The sequence below is a fragment of the Agrobacterium sp. A3-95 genome (assembly GCF_053521785.1).
In genome coordinates, this window is record NZ_JBNWDR010000002.1 from 239,970 (window position 1) to 255,316 (window position 15,347).

Here is a 15,347-nt window from a genome sequence, read left to right on the forward strand (position 1 = left end):
GACACTCTCATGCGTTCGAACGTATGGTCGGCAGGCCATAAGACGGGGGTTACCCGAATGAGTTGCACTCTTCTGGTGAACGGTAAAAATGTCCAGCCTGTGACGATGCAGAAATAAAGAAAAGGCTCAATAAATGACAAAGGCGATCGGCCTTTTTTTACTGCTGGCGATGATTGTGCAGATCATCCGCCCCTTGGGCCTGCCCGGCCTCAAGAAAAGAGGCGATTGCTGGAAGATAGCGGTTGCCGCCTTCGTCATCTGGTCGGCGACGCTGCTTTTGCGCCCATAAAGAAAAAGCCGCCCAAGGGGCGGCTTCAATTTTTTATAAATGCCTGGGGCTATGCCTCAGGCAGCCTTTTCGAGTTCCTGCTTCCAGTTGCCCTTGGCAGCCAGGGTGTTCATCATCGCGCGGTGTGTGAAAGCACGCTGGCCGGCGGCGACATTTTCCTGTTTGCCGCCCCAAGCCTTGAGTGCGGTGTCCTGAAGGGCGCGGCCGTACGAATAGGTCAGCGACCAGGGCAGGTCGTAACCGGCATTCATGGCGGAGAGATGCGCCGTCGCCTCTTCGGAGGACTGGCCGCCGGAAAGGAAAGCGATGCCGGGAACGGCAGAAGGCACGGTCGCCTTCAGAACCTTCACGGTCTTTTCCGCCACTTCATCAACGGAAGCCTTGCGGGCATTCTTGCCGTCGATGATCATGTTCGGCTTGAGGATCATGCCTTCAAGGTTGACGCGGGCGTCGAACAGATCCGCGAACACGGTCTGGAGAACCCATTGCGTGACTTCCGCACAGCGATCGATATCGTGCGTACCGGGTTCGCCGTCCATCAGCACTTCCGGCTCCACGATCGGCACGATGTCCGCCTGCTGGCAGAGGGCGGCGTAACGGGCGAGCGACTGGGAGTTTGCCTTGATCGAACCCCAGCTCGGACGCTGATCACCGATGGTGATGACGCCGCGCCACTTGGCGAAACGCGCGCCGGCTTCATGGTACTTGCGCAGGCGCTCATACAGGCCGTCAAGGCCTTCGGTGATGAATTCACCCGGGTGGAAAGCCATCGGCTTGGCGCCGATATCCACCTTGATGCCCGGCAGGCTGCCGGCGGCCTTGATGATGTCCACGAATGGCGTACCGTCGGCGGCCTTCTGGAACAAGGTTTCTTCGTAAAGGATGACGCCGGAGATGCACTTCTTCATGGCGTCGTCGGAGCGGAACAGCATTTCGCGATAATCGCGGCGGGCGGTCTCGGTTGATTCCAGGTTGATGCTGTCGAAACGCTTCTTGATCGTTCCTGTGGATTCGTCGGCGGCGAGCAGGCCCTTGCCGTCTGCAACCATTTTGATTGCGATGTCTTCGAGACGTTCGGTCATTTGCTATTCTCCCAAGGCACAATAAATTCCCGATAACAGAAGTTCCAGGGCAGGGAAATGGCATGCTAACTCATTGAAACGATTGAAATCATTTCAATCGTTTGAAACTTTCCTCCCATGCGCACCTACCAAAAAACAAGGCCGGCCAAGCATCGCTTGTCCGGCCTCGTGTCAGGCAAGTGTGGGAAGTCTACTTGGCGGCGGTCAGGATGGCAACGCCCGGCAATTCCTTGCCTTCCATCCATTCGAGGAAGGCGCCGCCTGCCGTCGAGATATAGGTGAAATCGTCCGAGACTCCGGCATGGTTGAGTGCCGCGACCGTATCGCCGCCACCGGCGACGGAGACGAGCTTGCCGGCCTTCGTGCATTCGGCGGCATGTTTTGCGGCAGCAACGGTTGCCGCATCGAAGGGCTCGATTTCGAAGGCGCCAAGCGGGCCGTTCCAGACCAGCGTTTCCGCGCGCGAAATCCAGGCTTTGATGCTTTCGACCGATTTTGGGCCGACATCGAGAACCATGGCGTCAGCGGGAATGGCGTTGATATCGACGATTTCATTTGCCGCACCGGCCTTGAATTCGCGGGCAACCACGCCGTCTTCCGGCAGTACGATCGCACAGCCGGATGTCGCCGCCTCGATCATGATCTGTTTTGCGGTTTCGGCAAGGTCGTGCTCGCAGAGGGACTTACCGACTTGTGCGCCACGCGCGGCAAGGAAGGTATTGGCCATGCCACCGCCGATGACGAGGGCATCGACCTTCTTGACGAGGTTCATCAGGAGATCGATCTTGCTTGAAACCTTGGCGCCGCCGACGATGGCGACGACCGGGCGAACAGGCTGGCCAAGGCCTTTTTCCAGCGCCTCAAGCTCGGCCTGCATGGTGCGACCGGCATAGGCGGGCAGATGACGCGCCAAGCCCTCGGTGGAGGCGTGCGCACGGTGCGCGGCAGAGAAGGCGTCGTTCACATAGATATCGCCATTGGCTGCCAGAGCCTCGACGAAGGCGGTGTCATTCTTCTCTTCGCCCTTGTGAAAGCGGGTGTTTTCCAGAAGCAGGATATCGCCATCATTCATTTTCGCGACTGCGTCGGCTGCCGGCGCACCGATGCAATCGGATGCGAAGAAAACGGCGTGATCCAGCACTTCCTCGACCGCAGGCACGATCTGGGAGAGCGACATGTCGGCGACCGGTTCACCCTTGGGGCGACCGAAATGGGCGAGCAGAATGACTTTTGCGCCTTTTTCGGAAAGCTCCAGAATGGTCGGTGCAACCCGCTCGATACGGGTGCTGTCCGTCACTTTGCCATCCGCAACCGGCACGTTGAGATCAACACGGACAAGGACGCGCTTTCCGGCAATATCGTTAAGGTCATCGATGGTCTTGAAGGCGTGCATAGGTCGATCCTGATTTCGTTGCGAGTTCGGGACGGACCATACTATGCCTGATTGCCGACGCAAGCCGGTCAGGCCTCATTTTCTCTTGCCTCGTCTGAAGGCGCGGAAATGCCCTTGCCGGCAGCGGTGGAGCCCGACTGGCGCCGCTGCGCCAGATAAGCGCGCACGCGGCGGAGAATTTCCGAAAAGCTGATAAAGATCGGCAGGCCGATAGCCGGTTCGACCGGCTCAAGCGAAATTCCGATCCCGGTAATCGCCTCATGTTCGTCCAGCGCCCGAACGATGAGAACAATAGAACCGAGGCGCACCCGGTCGGCATAATCTGCCTTGCCAGAAAGGCGCGCCTCGATCAGTTCCGCGATGCTCATGGCATGCTCGTTGGCCGAAATAAGGCCGGGGCCGTAGGCGGCGTCAAGCTCCGTGGCCGGACGCGCGGGAGAGATTGCAAAGATTCCGAAGAAATCGGCGTCGTCATCCGCAACCGGCAGGGCGCTTGCAAACAGCCGGTCGATCAGCCGCGTATAACCTGGCGCGATAAAAAGATAGACGAGATCATTTTCGCGCAGGCGCCCGGCATATTGGTAGCGAATGGATTTGCCGTCGCGCACGACGAGCGAGGGCATTGCCCAGCGGGGAATACGCTCGCCCTGCATGATGGCGCTGCCTTTGGCCACGCGGTATGAAATCAGTTCGTGATTGGCAGTGCCGGGAAGGTCCACTTCCAGTTTGTCGACATCACCCATGCGCGGCGGCACGATCAGCCCGAGCCGTGTTGCCACCGGCTTGATGGTCCAGCCTTGCAGCAGAAGCGACACGAGCACGATGATGAAGGCGGCATTGAAATAGATTTGCGCATCGTCCAGGCCGCCAAGAATGGGCATGATGGCAAGCAGGATGGAAACCGCTCCACGAAGGCCCACCCATGCCACGAAGGAGGTTTCCTGCTGGGTATAGTTGAAGGGCATGAGGCTGAGCCACACCGCAAGCGGGCGGGCGACAAAGATCAGGAAAAGCGCAAGCAGCACGGCCGGAATGGCAATCGCTGGAAATTGCGATGGCGTTGCCAGAAGGCCGAGCATCAGGAACATGATGATCTGGGCAAGCCAGGTCAGCCCTTCATGGAAACGGCGGATGGTCTCCTTGGCAAAAATCCGGCGGTTGCCGGCAACGATGCCCGCCACATAGACCGCAAGAAATCCACTGCCGCCAATAGCGCCGGTGAAGGAGAAGACCAGCAGGGCAAGAGCCAGCACGAAGATCGGCGCCAGCCCGCGGTCGGCAGCGAAACGGTTGACGACTGTTGCGATCATGACGCCGCCGAGCAGGCCGAAAATAACACCGAGACCCATTTCCTCGACGAACAGCAGCAGGAAGCCGGTGTCGATGCCGGCCAGTCCCTGTCCCTTGGCGATGATCTCGACCAGCGCGACGGTGAGGAAAATCGCCATGGGATCATTGGTGCCGGATTCGACCTCAAGCGTTGAGCGGACCTGATCGCGGATATGAATGCCGCCGATGCGCAATAGAAAGAATACGGCTGCCGCATCCGTAGAAGCGACGATGGCGCCGAGCAGCAGGCCCTCCAGCCACGACAGTCCGAGCAACAGGGCGGCAGCGCCTGCGAAAAACACGGATGTGAGGATGACGCCGACGGTGGCGAGGGCGACGGCGGGCGCTGCCGAAAGCCGGAAGGATTGTATCGACGTACCGAAACCGGAATCGAAAAGGATGACGGCGAGAACGAGCGAGCCGAGCATATAGGCGAGCGGATTGTTGGTGAACTGGATACCGAGGCCATCCACGCCTGCCGCAAGGCCAATCATCAGGAAGAGTAGCAGGAGCGGTGCGCCGAACCGGAAGGCGATGAGGCTTGAGAACGCTGCGACGAGAACCAGAACAGTTGCCACCAGCAACAGAAGATAAAATGATTCCACGTCCACCGCCTCTTTCAAACCGCGCTGGCCGTCGCAATCAATGCCCTGCACGTTTGCAGTCAATGCGCCACGGGTTGCGGTCTGTCAGCGCTGTTGTGGGTGGCGATGAAAGGCGACGCAAGGCGGGGTGTATCGAATGATACGGCAGGGCCGAAGTGCATTGCGCACGACCGTTGTCCCTGTTCTTCTTGTCCGTTTCAAAGTGGACCAGACGAAGGCAGGAAATGGGATTTTTTTCGGCGCCCGGGCGAAACGTTCATGGCGGGCAGCGCTTTGGATGTTCCGCGCAAACAATTCGCATGCCGGCGTTTCGACGTAACATAGAGACAATGCAGCTACGTTAGTTGTCGCGTCCGAGTTGCTTTCACCATGACCGGAGCGATCGGATGAAACGGAAATCCATTACTATATTTATTGCCTTGCTGGCGGTCGGCCCAATTGTTTCGGGCTGTTCGAGCACGGAACAGACGGCTGAAAACATGGCCGCCCAACGCGAGCGTTGCCGGGTGTTTGGTTACCCTGAAGGTTCGCGTGATTTCGCTGACTGCATGATGAAGCTTTCCATGCAGCAAAGCGATTTGAGGCAACAGACTTTCGATACGATCTGGAGCGGTAGCAGCTCGGATCAGATTATCATCAACAACAAGAAATAACGGGTTGTGCAGCTCATCAGACTTGGTCGGCTTGGTCTCATGCGCCTCTTGCCGGGCGATGGTTTTCGATCCGAAGCGCCCCGCCTTGCTTCATGATCGATGCCGGCGGGTCCCTCGTCCCGCCGGCAATTTTTTGGCAAAGAAAAACCGGCAGGATTGCGCCTGCCGGTTTTTCTTAATTCGCGAACTTGGTGCCTGTTCAGATGGTCTTCGCAAATGCGACGGCCGTATCCGACATGCGGTTGGAGAAGCCCCACTCGTTGTCGTACCAGGAAAGAACGCGCACGAACTTGCCTTCCATGACCTTGGTCTGATCGATCGCGAAGATCGAGGAGTGGCTGTCGTGGTTGAAGTCGCGGGAGACCAAAGGCTCTTCGGTGTAGCCGAGAATGCCCTTCAGCTTGCCGTTGGAAGCGGACTTGATTGCTTCGTTGACTTCCTCAACTGTCGTGTCGCGCTTGGCGATGAACTTGAAATCAACGACCGAAACGTTCGGGGTCGGAACGCGGATCGACGTACCGTCCAGCTTGCCCTTGAGGTGCGGCAGAACGAGGCCAACGGCCTTGGCTGCACCCGTCGAGGTCGGGATCATGGAAAGGGCTGCGGCGCGGGCGCGGTACAGATCCTTGTGCATGGTGTCCAGCGTCGGCTGGTCGCCCGTATAGGAGTGGATCGTGGTCATGAAGCCGTGATCGATGCCAACGACGTCATCGAGAACCTTCACAACTGGCACGAGGCAGTTGGTGGTGCAGGACGCGTTGGAAATGACCAGATGGTCTTTCGTCAGCTGATCGTCGTTGACGCCGAAGACGACCGTGAGGTCAGCGCCGTCAGCAGGAGCGGAAACGATGACGCGCTTGGCGCCTGCCGTCAGGTGTGCAGCGGCCTTGTCGCGGGCGGTGAAGATGCCGGTGCACTCGAGCGCGATGTCGACACCCAGTTCCTTGTGCGGCAGCGTTGCCGGATCGCGAACGGCCGTAACCTTGATCGGCTTGCCGCCGCCAACGATGATCGTGTCACCTTCGACCTTCACATCTGCCGGGAACTTGCCGTGGATCGAATCGTAGCGCAGCAGGTGGGCGTTGGTTTCAACCGGGCCGAGGTCGTTGATGGCAACGACTTCGATATCGGTGCGGCCGGATTCGACGATGGCACGCAGAACATTGCGTCCGATGCGGCCAAAGCCGTTAATGGCAACTTTTACAGTCATTTATAGTCTCCCGAACAAGATATGTGCTTGGTCTTTGCGGAATGTGAGGGCTTGGGAAGCCCTCATGCAAGTTTTGCCTCGACTGCGGCGACGACAGCTTCCGCCGTGATGCCGAAGTGCTTGAAGAGATCCTTCGCCGGCGCGGACGCACCAAAGGAATGCATGCCGACGAAAGCGCCGTCGGAGCCGATGAAGTAATCCCAGCCCTGGCGGATGGCGGCTTCCACCGCAATTTTGACCGGAGCCTTGCCGATGATGGCGTTGCGGTAGGTTTCCGGCTGTTCCTTGAAGAGCTCGAAGCAGGGAACGGAAACGACGCGGGCGGAAACGCCCTTGTCCTTCAGCGTTGCTGCGGCCTTGAGCGCTACTTCCACTTCCGAGCCGGATGCAAAGATCGAAACCTTGGCATCGCTTGCGGATACGAGTTCGTAGGCGCCGTAAGCGGAAAGGTTCTTTTCTTCGTATTCCTTGCGCGAAGGCGCAAGGTTCTGGCGGGTGAGCGCCAGCGCCGAAGGACGATGCTTCTGCTCAAGCGCCAGCTGCCAGCATTCCGCCGTCTCGGTTTCATCCGCCGGGCGGAAGACGAGCAGGTTCGGGATGGCGCGCAGCGCGGCGATCTGCTCCACCGGCTGGTGGGTCGGGCCGTCTTCGCCGACGCCGATGGAATCATGCGTCAGAACGTGGACGACGCGGATGCCCATCAGGGCAGCCAGACGGATCGACGGACGGCAATAGTCCGAGAAGATCAGGAAGCCGCCGGCATAGGGAATGAGACCGCCATGCAGTGCGATACCGTTCATGGCTGCTGCCATGCCGTGTTCGCGGATGCCGTAGTGCAGGTAACGGCCGGAGAAATCCGTCGGGGTGATGGACTTCATCTGGCTGGTCTTGGTGTTGTTGGACGGCGTCAGGTCGGCAGAGCCGCCGATCATTTCCGGCAGAATGCCGTTGATGACTTCAAGCGAGTCTTCCGAGGCCTTGCGGGTCGCAACGGTCGGGTTGTTCTCGATGATCTTCTTCTTGAAGGCATCGATCGCGCTGTCGAAGTTGCCGGGCAGATCGCCGGCGAAGCGGCGCTTGAATTCGGCCTTCTTGCCGGCTTCGGTGGCTTCGAGACGGGCTTCCCAGTCCTGACGGGTCTTGGTGGAGCGCAGGCCGGCGAGACGCCATGCATCCAGCACGTCTTCCGGAATGACGAAAGCTTCGGCTTCCCAGTTGAGGCTCTTGCGGGCGGCGGCGATTTCTTCGGCGCCCAGCGGGTTGCCGTGAACCTTGTGGGTACCCTGCTTGTTGGGTGCGCCGAAACCGATCACGGTCTTGCAGGCGATGAAGGTCGGGCGGTCGGATTTATGTGCAGCTTCGATCGCGGCGGCAATCGCATCCGGATCATGGCCGTCGACGCGTATGGTGTTCCAGTGAACAGCCTGGAAGCGGGCGATCTGGTCGGTGCTGTCGGAAAGGCCAACTTCACCGTCGATGGTGATGTTGTTGTCATCCCAGAACAGAACGAGCTTGTTGAGTTTCAGATGGCCGGCAAGCGCGATGGCTTCATGGCTGATGCCTTCCATGAGGCAGCCGTCGCCACACAGCACATAGGTGAAGTGGTTCTGCAGATCGGAGCCGAATTCTTCTTCCAGCTTGCGTTCGGCAATTGCCATGCCAACGGCGTTGGCGATGCCCTGGCCGAGCGGGCCGGTCGTCGTTTCGATGCCGGTCGCGTGGCCATATTCGGGATGGCCGGCGGTCTTGGAGCCGAACTGACGGAAACGCTTGATCTCGTCGATCGTTATGTCCTCGTAGCCCGTCAAATAGAGCAGCGAGTAAAGCAACATCGAACCATGGCCCGCAGACAGCACGAAGCGGTCACGATCCGGCCACAGCGAGCTCTTGGGATCGAACTTCAAAAAGCGGGTGAAAAGAACAGTGGCGACATCAGCTGCGCCCATCGGCAGGCCGGGATGGCCGGAGTTGGCCTTCTCTACTGCATCCATGGCAAGAAAGCGGATTGCATTGGCCATCCGGTCGTGTTTGTCGCGAGAAATCATGGCTTTTCCGTCTGTTTCCGGGTGAAGGGAGATAGTTTTACGCAACTATCCAAAAAGCGGGTTGATCCATAGCAGGTGAGGCAGGCAAGTCAATAAATCCACGGGCAATTGCGGTTCTCTCAAGGATAAAAATCGTTTAGCAAAACGGGTGTCTCGAGAAAAATCGTGCGATATGTGTCGCCATTTCCTCGTTCATCCACAGAGCAAAACGCCTCAATGCACTGGTTTGATTGACGTGATGATAAATCGGGTAATAACCTCTTGGATGTTGAAAAGGCCTGAAACCGGACGATTCGGCCGGTTACTTGCGAGTTGGAAAAAACGATGTCGGCTGAGAAGACCGTACAATCTGCGGTGACGGAGCTGAGCGCTGCCATCACAAATCTCGAAAATGCCATCGATATGCGTATCGAACGGCAAAGGGAGACGGGCGAAATCGATAACGAGGTCAAGCGGGTCCATGTCGATCGCGCAAGGCTCGCGCACGAGCTGGACCAGGCCGAGTTTCGCGCCAATCGTCTCGAAGAAGTCAACCGCGAGGTTTCCCGCCGTCTGGTGACGGCGATGGAGACGATTCGCGCGGTGCTGGATCGATAGGGAGCGGTTTCATGGCGCAAGTTACTGTTATGATCGACGGCAAGGCCTACCGCATGGCTTGCGAGGCAGGGCAGGAAGAGCACCTGACCGATCTCGCTACCCGTTTTGACCGTTATGTGGGGCATCTAAAGAGCCAGTTCGGCGAAATCGGTGATCTGCGCTTGACCGTCATGTCGGGTATCATGGTGATGGACGAACTTTCCGAGCTCAACCGCAAGATCGAAAAGCTGGAGGGGGAAATAGCGTCCCTTTCTCGCAACCGCGACGGTATGGCCGAACACAAGGCAAGATCGGACGAGATGGTTGCCGTTGCCATCAGCGATCTGGCCGACCGTCTGAACGGTATTACCGAAAAACTCTTGGCGCGGCCAAAGCCTGCGGCGCATTGATCGCCGGCAAAGCTTTCCAGTAACAAAATTCGTTCTTGGCCCTCTGGTGGTTTGGTTGGATACGTCCTATATCTAATAGGCGTTCTGCGCTTCCCGACAGGAACCACAATCCCTGGGGCCATACTCGATCCAAAGGGAGCTGTCCCTGGCCAGTCCCGTGGGGCTGGACACATGGCGCCCACCTACATTTGTAGGCACCCAGGATCGTAAATCTCCATCGGTCGCCGTGGATCGCACTTGAAGTTTCGGGTCACTCCCCGATTCTTCTTCTGACTCATATAGTGTCGACAGTTATTTTTCATTGCTGCCGGAGACGGCTTTTTTATGCTGCTGTCATTGCAATGGCGGAACAATTCCCTATTATCTCAATTGGTATGTCTGTCATGCCCTTTTTTTTGAAAGAGGGCGCTGCGGCCAAAACCGCGACGTGCCGTTCAACAGCCCAAAGAGCTAAACTTGTTTACTGAAATTATGATCGTGGTCCTGCTCACCGTATTGAACGGTGTGCTTGCCATGTCCGAGCTTGCCGTTGTCTCCTCCAGACCGGCGAGGCTCAAGGTGCTTGCCGCGCACGGCAGCAAGGGCGCCACGATGGCGCTCGGTCTTTCCGAAAATCCCGGACGCTTTCTTTCCACGGTGCAGATCGGCATCACGCTGGTCGGCGTTCTCTCCGGTGCGTTTTCCGGTGCCACCCTCGGCGCCCGGTTCACGGCATGGCTGTCGGTGCAGGGCGTCCCCGATCGGGTTGCCGATGCGTTGGGCGTGGGCTCCGTGGTCGTCGCCATCACGTATTTGTCGCTGATCGTCGGCGAACTGGTGCCGAAGCAGATTGCGCTGCGCGATCCGGAAAAGATCGCTGCCCGTGTTGCACCCACTATGGTGATGCTCTCCAAGGTCGGCGCGCCACTGGTCTGGTTTCTCGACAAATCCGGTAAAGCCATCCTTGCGCTTCTCGGCCATAGCGGCACGTCTAATGCATCGGTCACGGATGACGAAATCCGCACGGTTCTGGCGGAAGCTCATAGCGCCGGCGTCATCGAAACCGAGGAATCGGCGATGATCACCAGCGTCATGCGCCTTGCCGACCGCAATGCCCGTGGCCTGATGACGCCGCGCCGCGACGTGGAAGTCGTCGATATTGAAGACAGTGCGGAAGAAATCCGTGTTCAGCTTCGGGAAACGCAGCGTTCCCGCCTGCCCGTGCGCAACGGCGCCTCCGATGAAATTCTGGGCGTGCTTTTCGCCAAGGACGCTTTCGATGCGCTGGCATCCGGCAAGGAGCTGAACGTGCGCGAGCTTCTGCGCGAAGTTCCCGTCGTCTCGGATCTGACGAGCGCTGTCGATGTCATCCAGTCATTGCGCCGTTCCACCGTACATATGGTGCTGGTCTATGACGAATACGGCCATTTCGAAGGTATCGTCAGCTCTGGCGACGTCTTGGAAGCAATCACAGGTGCCTTCCAGGAAGACAATGACGAGGAGCCGGCGATCGTCGAGCGCGAGGACGGTTCGTTCCTCGTTGCCGGCTGGATGCCCGCCGACGAGTTCGCTTACCGCATGGGCTTCCAGATCGACGAAGACGCCGAGTTCGAGACCGTTGCCGGTCTGGTGCTTGATGAGTTCCGTCGCCTGCCGGAACTGGGCGAACACATCACCCGCAACGGCTGGCGTTTTGAGGTCATAGACCTTGATGGACACCGTATCGACAAGGTGCTCGTGAGCCGGGCTGCCTGATGTCCGGCGACATCGCCGAAAAAGCAAGGCTGCGCGGCGAAAGGCTTGCCGCGCGTGATGCGTTGCCACAAGCCGAGCGTCAGCAAAAAAGCGAGGCGATGACGGCATATGGTGCATCTGCCATTCCGTTCTCGCCAGGTGCCGTTATTTCCGGTTTCATGCCCATCCGTTCAGAGGCCGATATTCGGCCGCTGATGGAGGCACTGCGGACAAGAGGCGGGCGCCTCGCCCTTCCCGTTGTGCTGAACCGGGAGACCATCGTTTTCCGCGCCTTTGATGCGGATGCACCGCTGGTGAAGACGGGCTTCGGCACGACCGGTCCGGCAGAGGACGCAGAAGTTCTCGATCCGGATATTCTGCTCGTCCCGCTTTCCGTCTTTGACGGGCAGGGTCAGCGTATCGGTTATGGCGCGGGTCATTATGATCGCGCGATTGCGAGATTGCACGGCAAAGGCCGAGCGCCCGTTCTCATCGGCGTCGCATTTGATTGTCAGGAAGTGCCATCCGTGCCGGCGGAGCCGCATGACGTGCCGCTTCAGGCGGTTCTGACGGAGAGTGGCCTGCGCTGGTTTTCGGCTTAGCCGTTGATGACCGATGGGAAAAAGGCGCTTTAGCACTTTTTAAAAGATGGATTACCCGTTAGAGGGGACGGAATTTAGGAACATGCGCAAGATCGGGGCGGGTGAATGAGGCTTCTTTTTCTCGGAGATATGGTTGGCAAGACCGGACGCACGGCTGTCTGGGACAGGTTGCCCGGGCTTATTTCCGATCTGAAGCTCGATTTCGTCATCGTTAATGGCGAAAACGCCGCCGGTGGTTTCGGCATCACCGAGGATATCTACCTCGAAACCATCAATGCCGGTGCGGATGTGGTGACGACCGGCAACCATGTCTGGGACCAGAAGGAGGCCGTTTCCTTCTGCGAGCGCCATGACCAGTTCCTGCGGCCAGCCAATTATCCCGATGGTACGCCGGGCAAGGGCTCGGGCATTTTTTACGCCCGCAACGGCGCGCGTGTGCTTGTCGCCAACATCATGGGCCGGGTCTTCATGCATCCGGAACTGGACGATCCCTTCAAATCGGCGGAGAACATTCTCGCTGCCTGCCCGCTGAAGGAGCAGGCCGACGCCATCATCTTCGATTTCCACGCGGAAGCGACGAGCGAAAAACAGTGTTTCGGTCATTTCGTTGATGGACGCGCAAGCTTTGTTGTCGGCACCCACACCCATGTTCCGACTGCTGACGCCCAGATCTTGAACGGTGGCACGGCCTATATGTCGGATGCCGGTATGTGCGGTGACTACGACAGCTCGCTTGGCATGGAAAAGGAAGAGCCGATCAACCGCTTCATTTCCAAAATGCCGAAGGGCCGTTTCGAAGCCGCCAGTGGACCTGCGACGATCTGCGGCGTCGGCGTCGAGATTTCCGACCGGACCGGCCTTGCGGAAAAGATCGCACCGCTGCGAATTGGCCCGAGGCTCTCCGAAACCCTCCCGTCCTTCTGGGCGTGAGCTTTCGGCTTCTAGCGCTCATCACCCGTTCACAATGACGAGATCGTGAGCCTTCCGCCGCTGTTGGCGCTGGACGCCCTGCAAAACCTGCCTCATCTTCCTTTCTTCGCAAGTTCGAGGGAGTGGCATGATGCTGCGCGTGCTAATGCTTGCAATGGCCGGACTGGTTGCGTGCGCGGGAGCGGCCTTTTCCCAGGCTGGAAGCCGCCCTCCCGTCAGCCAGTGCCAGGCAATCGCCCGCAACATTCCCGGCGTCATGTTCGCCAGCTTCAAACCGGCAGGTGCCCAGCTGGCGCAGGCCACGGCTAAGGAAGAGGTGAAGATCAGCTTCATCGGCCATTCCACCTATCTCATCGAAAGTCCTGGCGGCGTGACGATCGCCACAGATTATAATGGCGTCTATCGCCCACCGGTCACGCCGACAGTGGTGACGATGAACCGGGCGCATATGACGCATTTCACTCTTAGTCCGGATCCGGCCATTCAGCATGTGCTGCACGGTTGGAGCGATACGCCCGGAGAAAAGGCCGAGCACAAGCTTCTGGTCGGTGATGTCTATATCCGCAACGTCGCGACTGACATTCGCAACCGCTGGGGCGATTACGAATCCTTTCAGGAAAACGGCAATTCCATTTTCATCTTCGAAGTTGCGGGGCTGTGTATCGGCCATCTCGGCCATCTGCATCACGAACTGACGGACAAGCATTATGCCGAAATCGGTCATCTGGATGTGCTGATGGTTCCAGTGGATGGTGGTTTGACGATGGGGTCCGACAGCATGAGCCGCGTGGTCAAGCGCCTGCGCTCCGCACTGATCTTGCCCATGCACCGCACTGGGCCTCCGTTGGAGCAGTTTTTGACGATGTTTGGGGAAAGCTTCCAGATCGCCTACGCAAAAGATGCGATCATCCGGGTCTCAATGAGGAACCTTCCCCGCCAGCCGCAGATACTGGTGCCAAAAGGCATGTAATAAAGCGACCGGCGAGGAAAGTCGGGGGAGTCGTATCTCAGGCGAAGGCGAGGTGCTGGCGAACGCCGACATCAGGCATTTTATCGTCGGACATATTGGCCTTGGCGATTTCCCAGCCGAATTTTAGCGTGCTGTCAGTCGAGGCCCAGATTTCCGCGTCGTCAACATGCAGCGCCAGCATCGTCAGTTGCGGATCGCTCTTACCGTGCTCGTACCAGGCTGCGGTGACAGAGTTCCAGTATTCTTCGATCTTTGTCCTGTCGTCGCGCGCCTCGAGTACACCCGAGAGGCAGGCGTGATAATCATGGTCCTTGCCGACGACACAAAAATGCGCGCGAGAACCCGGCTTCAGCGTTTTGACGAGATCGGTGTCTTTCTTGGAGAAAAACCAGATCGTGTTGGTCTTGGGGTCGGCGTGCGGTGCCATCGGCTGCATATGATTGTGCAGGCCCTCGAGGCCAAGCATGCCGGCATGGACCGAATTGACCTCATCCCAGAGCTGGCGGGCAGGGTTTTCTCTTGCTTCAGTCAGGCTGACCATGTGTTTCCTCCGTTGGGTTTGCTGCGGCGACCGGGAGGGTGAAAAATGTCCCGCTCTTCCGCTTTCATTGTCAAAACGAAAAGCGGATAAATCAGTTCCTTATATTCTTGCGGCCAAGAGAAAGCGCTTGCGGGCTTGAACGGCGGGCATATCGCACTTATAAGGCCCGCAATCTCCAAATTAAGACAATCAGGTTTTCCATGGCTGGTCATTCACAGTTCAAGAACATCATGCACCGCAAGGGCAAGCAGGACTCCGTTCGGTCCAAAATGTTTTCCAAGCTTGCGCGTGAAATCACCGTTGCGGCAAAGGCGGGCATGCCCGACCCGAACATGAACGCGCGCCTGCGCCTGGCAATTCAGAACGCCAAGGCCCAGTCCATGCCGAAGGACAATATCGAGCGCGCGATCAAGAAAGCTTCCGGTGCAGACAGCGAAAACTACGATGAGGTCCGTTACGAGGGTTACGGCCCGGGTGGCGTAGCCGTCGTCGTCGAGGCCTTGACCGACAACCGCAACCGCACCGCCTCCAACGTCCGCTCCATCTTCACCAAGGCTGGTGGCGCACTCGGCGAAACCGGATCGGTTTCCTTCTCCTTCGACCGCGTCGGTGAGATCACTTACAAGGCCGAAGTCGGCGATGCCGACAAGGTCATGGAAGCGGCTATCGAAGCTGGTGCCGACGATGTCGAATCTTCTGAGGACGGTCACACCATCATCTGCGGTTTCGAGGCGATGAACGAGGTTTCCAAGGCGCTGGAAGGCGTGCTCGGCGAAGCTGAAAGCGTCAAGGCCATCTGGAAGCCGCAGAACACGGTGCCGGTGGATGAGGAAAAGGCGCAGTCGCTGATGAAGCTCATCGACAATCTCGAAGACGATGACGACGTGCAGAGCGTCTATTCCAACTTCGAAGTTTCGGAAGAAATTCTCGCCAAGCTTTCCGCCTGACGGTTCATATTTAAAAAAAAGCCCCGGCAGCGTCATCGCTCCGGGGCTTTTT

At 58.3% G+C, this 15,347-nt stretch carries 15 protein-coding genes and 1 other RNA gene; 10 read left to right on the forward strand and 6 right to left on the reverse strand.

Annotated elements, in window-relative coordinates; translation table 11 throughout:
• The first annotated feature begins 133 nt into the window (after positions 1 to 133).
• Complete coding sequence (locus ACQZ5Y_RS06595) at positions 134 to 289, forward strand: hypothetical protein (protein WP_013761835.1); 156 nt, start codon at positions 134 to 136, stop codon at positions 287 to 289.
• Between the two features lie 56 nt (positions 290 to 345).
• Here the strand turns inward: ACQZ5Y_RS06595 and ACQZ5Y_RS06600 are convergent, their stop codons facing one another.
• The 3 genes from ACQZ5Y_RS06600 to ACQZ5Y_RS06610 form a co-directional block, all read right to left on the reverse strand.
• Positions 346 to 1,371, reverse strand: coding sequence for a class I fructose-bisphosphate aldolase (locus ACQZ5Y_RS06600; protein ID WP_003511414.1), 1,026 nt, complete (start codon positions 1,369 to 1,371; stop codon positions 346 to 348).
• Between the two features lie 190 nt (positions 1,372 to 1,561).
• A complete protein-coding gene (locus tag ACQZ5Y_RS06605; protein ID WP_112391344.1) occupies positions 1,562 to 2,764 on the reverse strand; it encodes a phosphoglycerate kinase in 1,203 nt (400 codons plus the stop codon).
• Positions 2,765 to 2,832: 68 nt separating this feature from the next.
• Positions 2,833 to 4,698: a potassium/proton antiporter gene (locus tag ACQZ5Y_RS06610; protein WP_026330715.1), complete on the reverse strand. Its 1,866-nt coding sequence runs from the start codon at positions 4,696 to 4,698 to the stop codon at positions 2,833 to 2,835.
• A 386-nt stretch (positions 4,699 to 5,084) separates the two neighbouring features.
• Here ACQZ5Y_RS06610 and ACQZ5Y_RS06615 point away from each other — a divergent pair, with 386 nt between their 5' ends.
• Positions 5,085 to 5,351, forward strand: coding sequence for a hypothetical protein (locus ACQZ5Y_RS06615; RefSeq protein ID WP_003511410.1), 267 nt, complete (start codon positions 5,085 to 5,087; stop codon positions 5,349 to 5,351).
• A 199-nt stretch (positions 5,352 to 5,550) separates the two neighbouring features.
• Here ACQZ5Y_RS06615 and gap read toward each other — a convergent pair whose 3' ends face one another.
• Both gap and tkt read right to left on the reverse strand, forming a co-directional pair.
• Entirely contained in the window at positions 5,551 to 6,561 is a 1,011-nt protein-coding gene (gap, locus tag ACQZ5Y_RS06620; protein ID WP_003511409.1) for a type I glyceraldehyde-3-phosphate dehydrogenase, read from the reverse strand.
• A 62-nt stretch (positions 6,562 to 6,623) separates the two neighbouring features.
• Complete coding sequence (tkt, locus tag ACQZ5Y_RS06625) at positions 6,624 to 8,606, reverse strand: transketolase (protein WP_174060103.1); 1,983 nt, start codon at positions 8,604 to 8,606, stop codon at positions 6,624 to 6,626.
• Between the two features lie 324 nt (positions 8,607 to 8,930).
• On the opposite strand from tkt, the gene ACQZ5Y_RS06630 reads away from it, so the two are divergent.
• The 7 genes from ACQZ5Y_RS06630 to ACQZ5Y_RS06660 all read left to right on the forward strand — a co-directional run bounded on the left by ACQZ5Y_RS06630 (position 8,931) and on the right by ACQZ5Y_RS06660 (position 13,807).
• Complete coding sequence (locus ACQZ5Y_RS06630) at positions 8,931 to 9,203, forward strand: DUF4164 domain-containing protein (RefSeq protein WP_003511407.1); 273 nt, start codon at positions 8,931 to 8,933, stop codon at positions 9,201 to 9,203.
• A gap of 11 nt (positions 9,204 to 9,214) precedes the next feature.
• Complete coding sequence (locus ACQZ5Y_RS06635; RefSeq protein WP_003511406.1) at positions 9,215 to 9,592, forward strand: cell division protein ZapA; 378 nt, start codon at positions 9,215 to 9,217, stop codon at positions 9,590 to 9,592.
• A gap of 78 nt (positions 9,593 to 9,670) precedes the next feature.
• Positions 9,671 to 9,829, forward strand: a non-coding RNA gene (gene ssrS, locus ACQZ5Y_RS06640) — 6S RNA.
• Positions 9,830 to 10,063: 234 nt separating this feature from the next.
• Complete coding sequence (locus ACQZ5Y_RS06645; protein ID WP_003511405.1) at positions 10,064 to 11,326, forward strand: hemolysin family protein; 1,263 nt, start codon at positions 10,064 to 10,066, stop codon at positions 11,324 to 11,326.
• Positions 11,326 to 11,907, forward strand: a complete 582-nt coding sequence (locus ACQZ5Y_RS06650) for a 5-formyltetrahydrofolate cyclo-ligase (RefSeq protein WP_003511404.1) — start codon at positions 11,326 to 11,328, stop codon at positions 11,905 to 11,907. The genes ACQZ5Y_RS06645 and ACQZ5Y_RS06650 overlap by 1 nt, the downstream gene beginning before the upstream one ends.
• Positions 11,908 to 12,012: 105 nt before the next feature.
• The gene (locus ACQZ5Y_RS06655) at positions 12,013 to 12,837 is read left to right on the forward strand and encodes a TIGR00282 family metallophosphoesterase (RefSeq protein WP_003511403.1); all 825 of its coding nucleotides are present in this window, start codon (positions 12,013 to 12,015) and stop codon (positions 12,835 to 12,837) included.
• Between the two features lie 127 nt (positions 12,838 to 12,964).
• Positions 12,965 to 13,807 carry an MBL fold metallo-hydrolase gene (locus tag ACQZ5Y_RS06660; protein ID WP_174060102.1) on the forward strand — a complete coding sequence of 281 codons (843 nt, stop codon included), beginning with the start codon at positions 12,965 to 12,967 and terminating at the stop codon, positions 13,805 to 13,807.
• A 37-nt stretch (positions 13,808 to 13,844) separates the two neighbouring features.
• Here the strand turns inward: ACQZ5Y_RS06660 and ACQZ5Y_RS06665 are convergent, their stop codons facing one another.
• Complete coding sequence (locus tag ACQZ5Y_RS06665; RefSeq protein WP_003511401.1) at positions 13,845 to 14,348, reverse strand: pyridoxamine 5'-phosphate oxidase family protein; 504 nt, start codon at positions 14,346 to 14,348, stop codon at positions 13,845 to 13,847.
• 200 nt (positions 14,349 to 14,548) lie between these two features.
• On the opposite strand from ACQZ5Y_RS06665, the gene ACQZ5Y_RS06670 reads away from it, so the two are divergent.
• Positions 14,549 to 15,295, forward strand: coding sequence for a YebC/PmpR family DNA-binding transcriptional regulator (locus tag ACQZ5Y_RS06670; RefSeq protein ID WP_003497595.1), 747 nt, complete (start codon positions 14,549 to 14,551; stop codon positions 15,293 to 15,295).
• Positions 15,296 to 15,347: the final 52 nt, after the last annotated feature.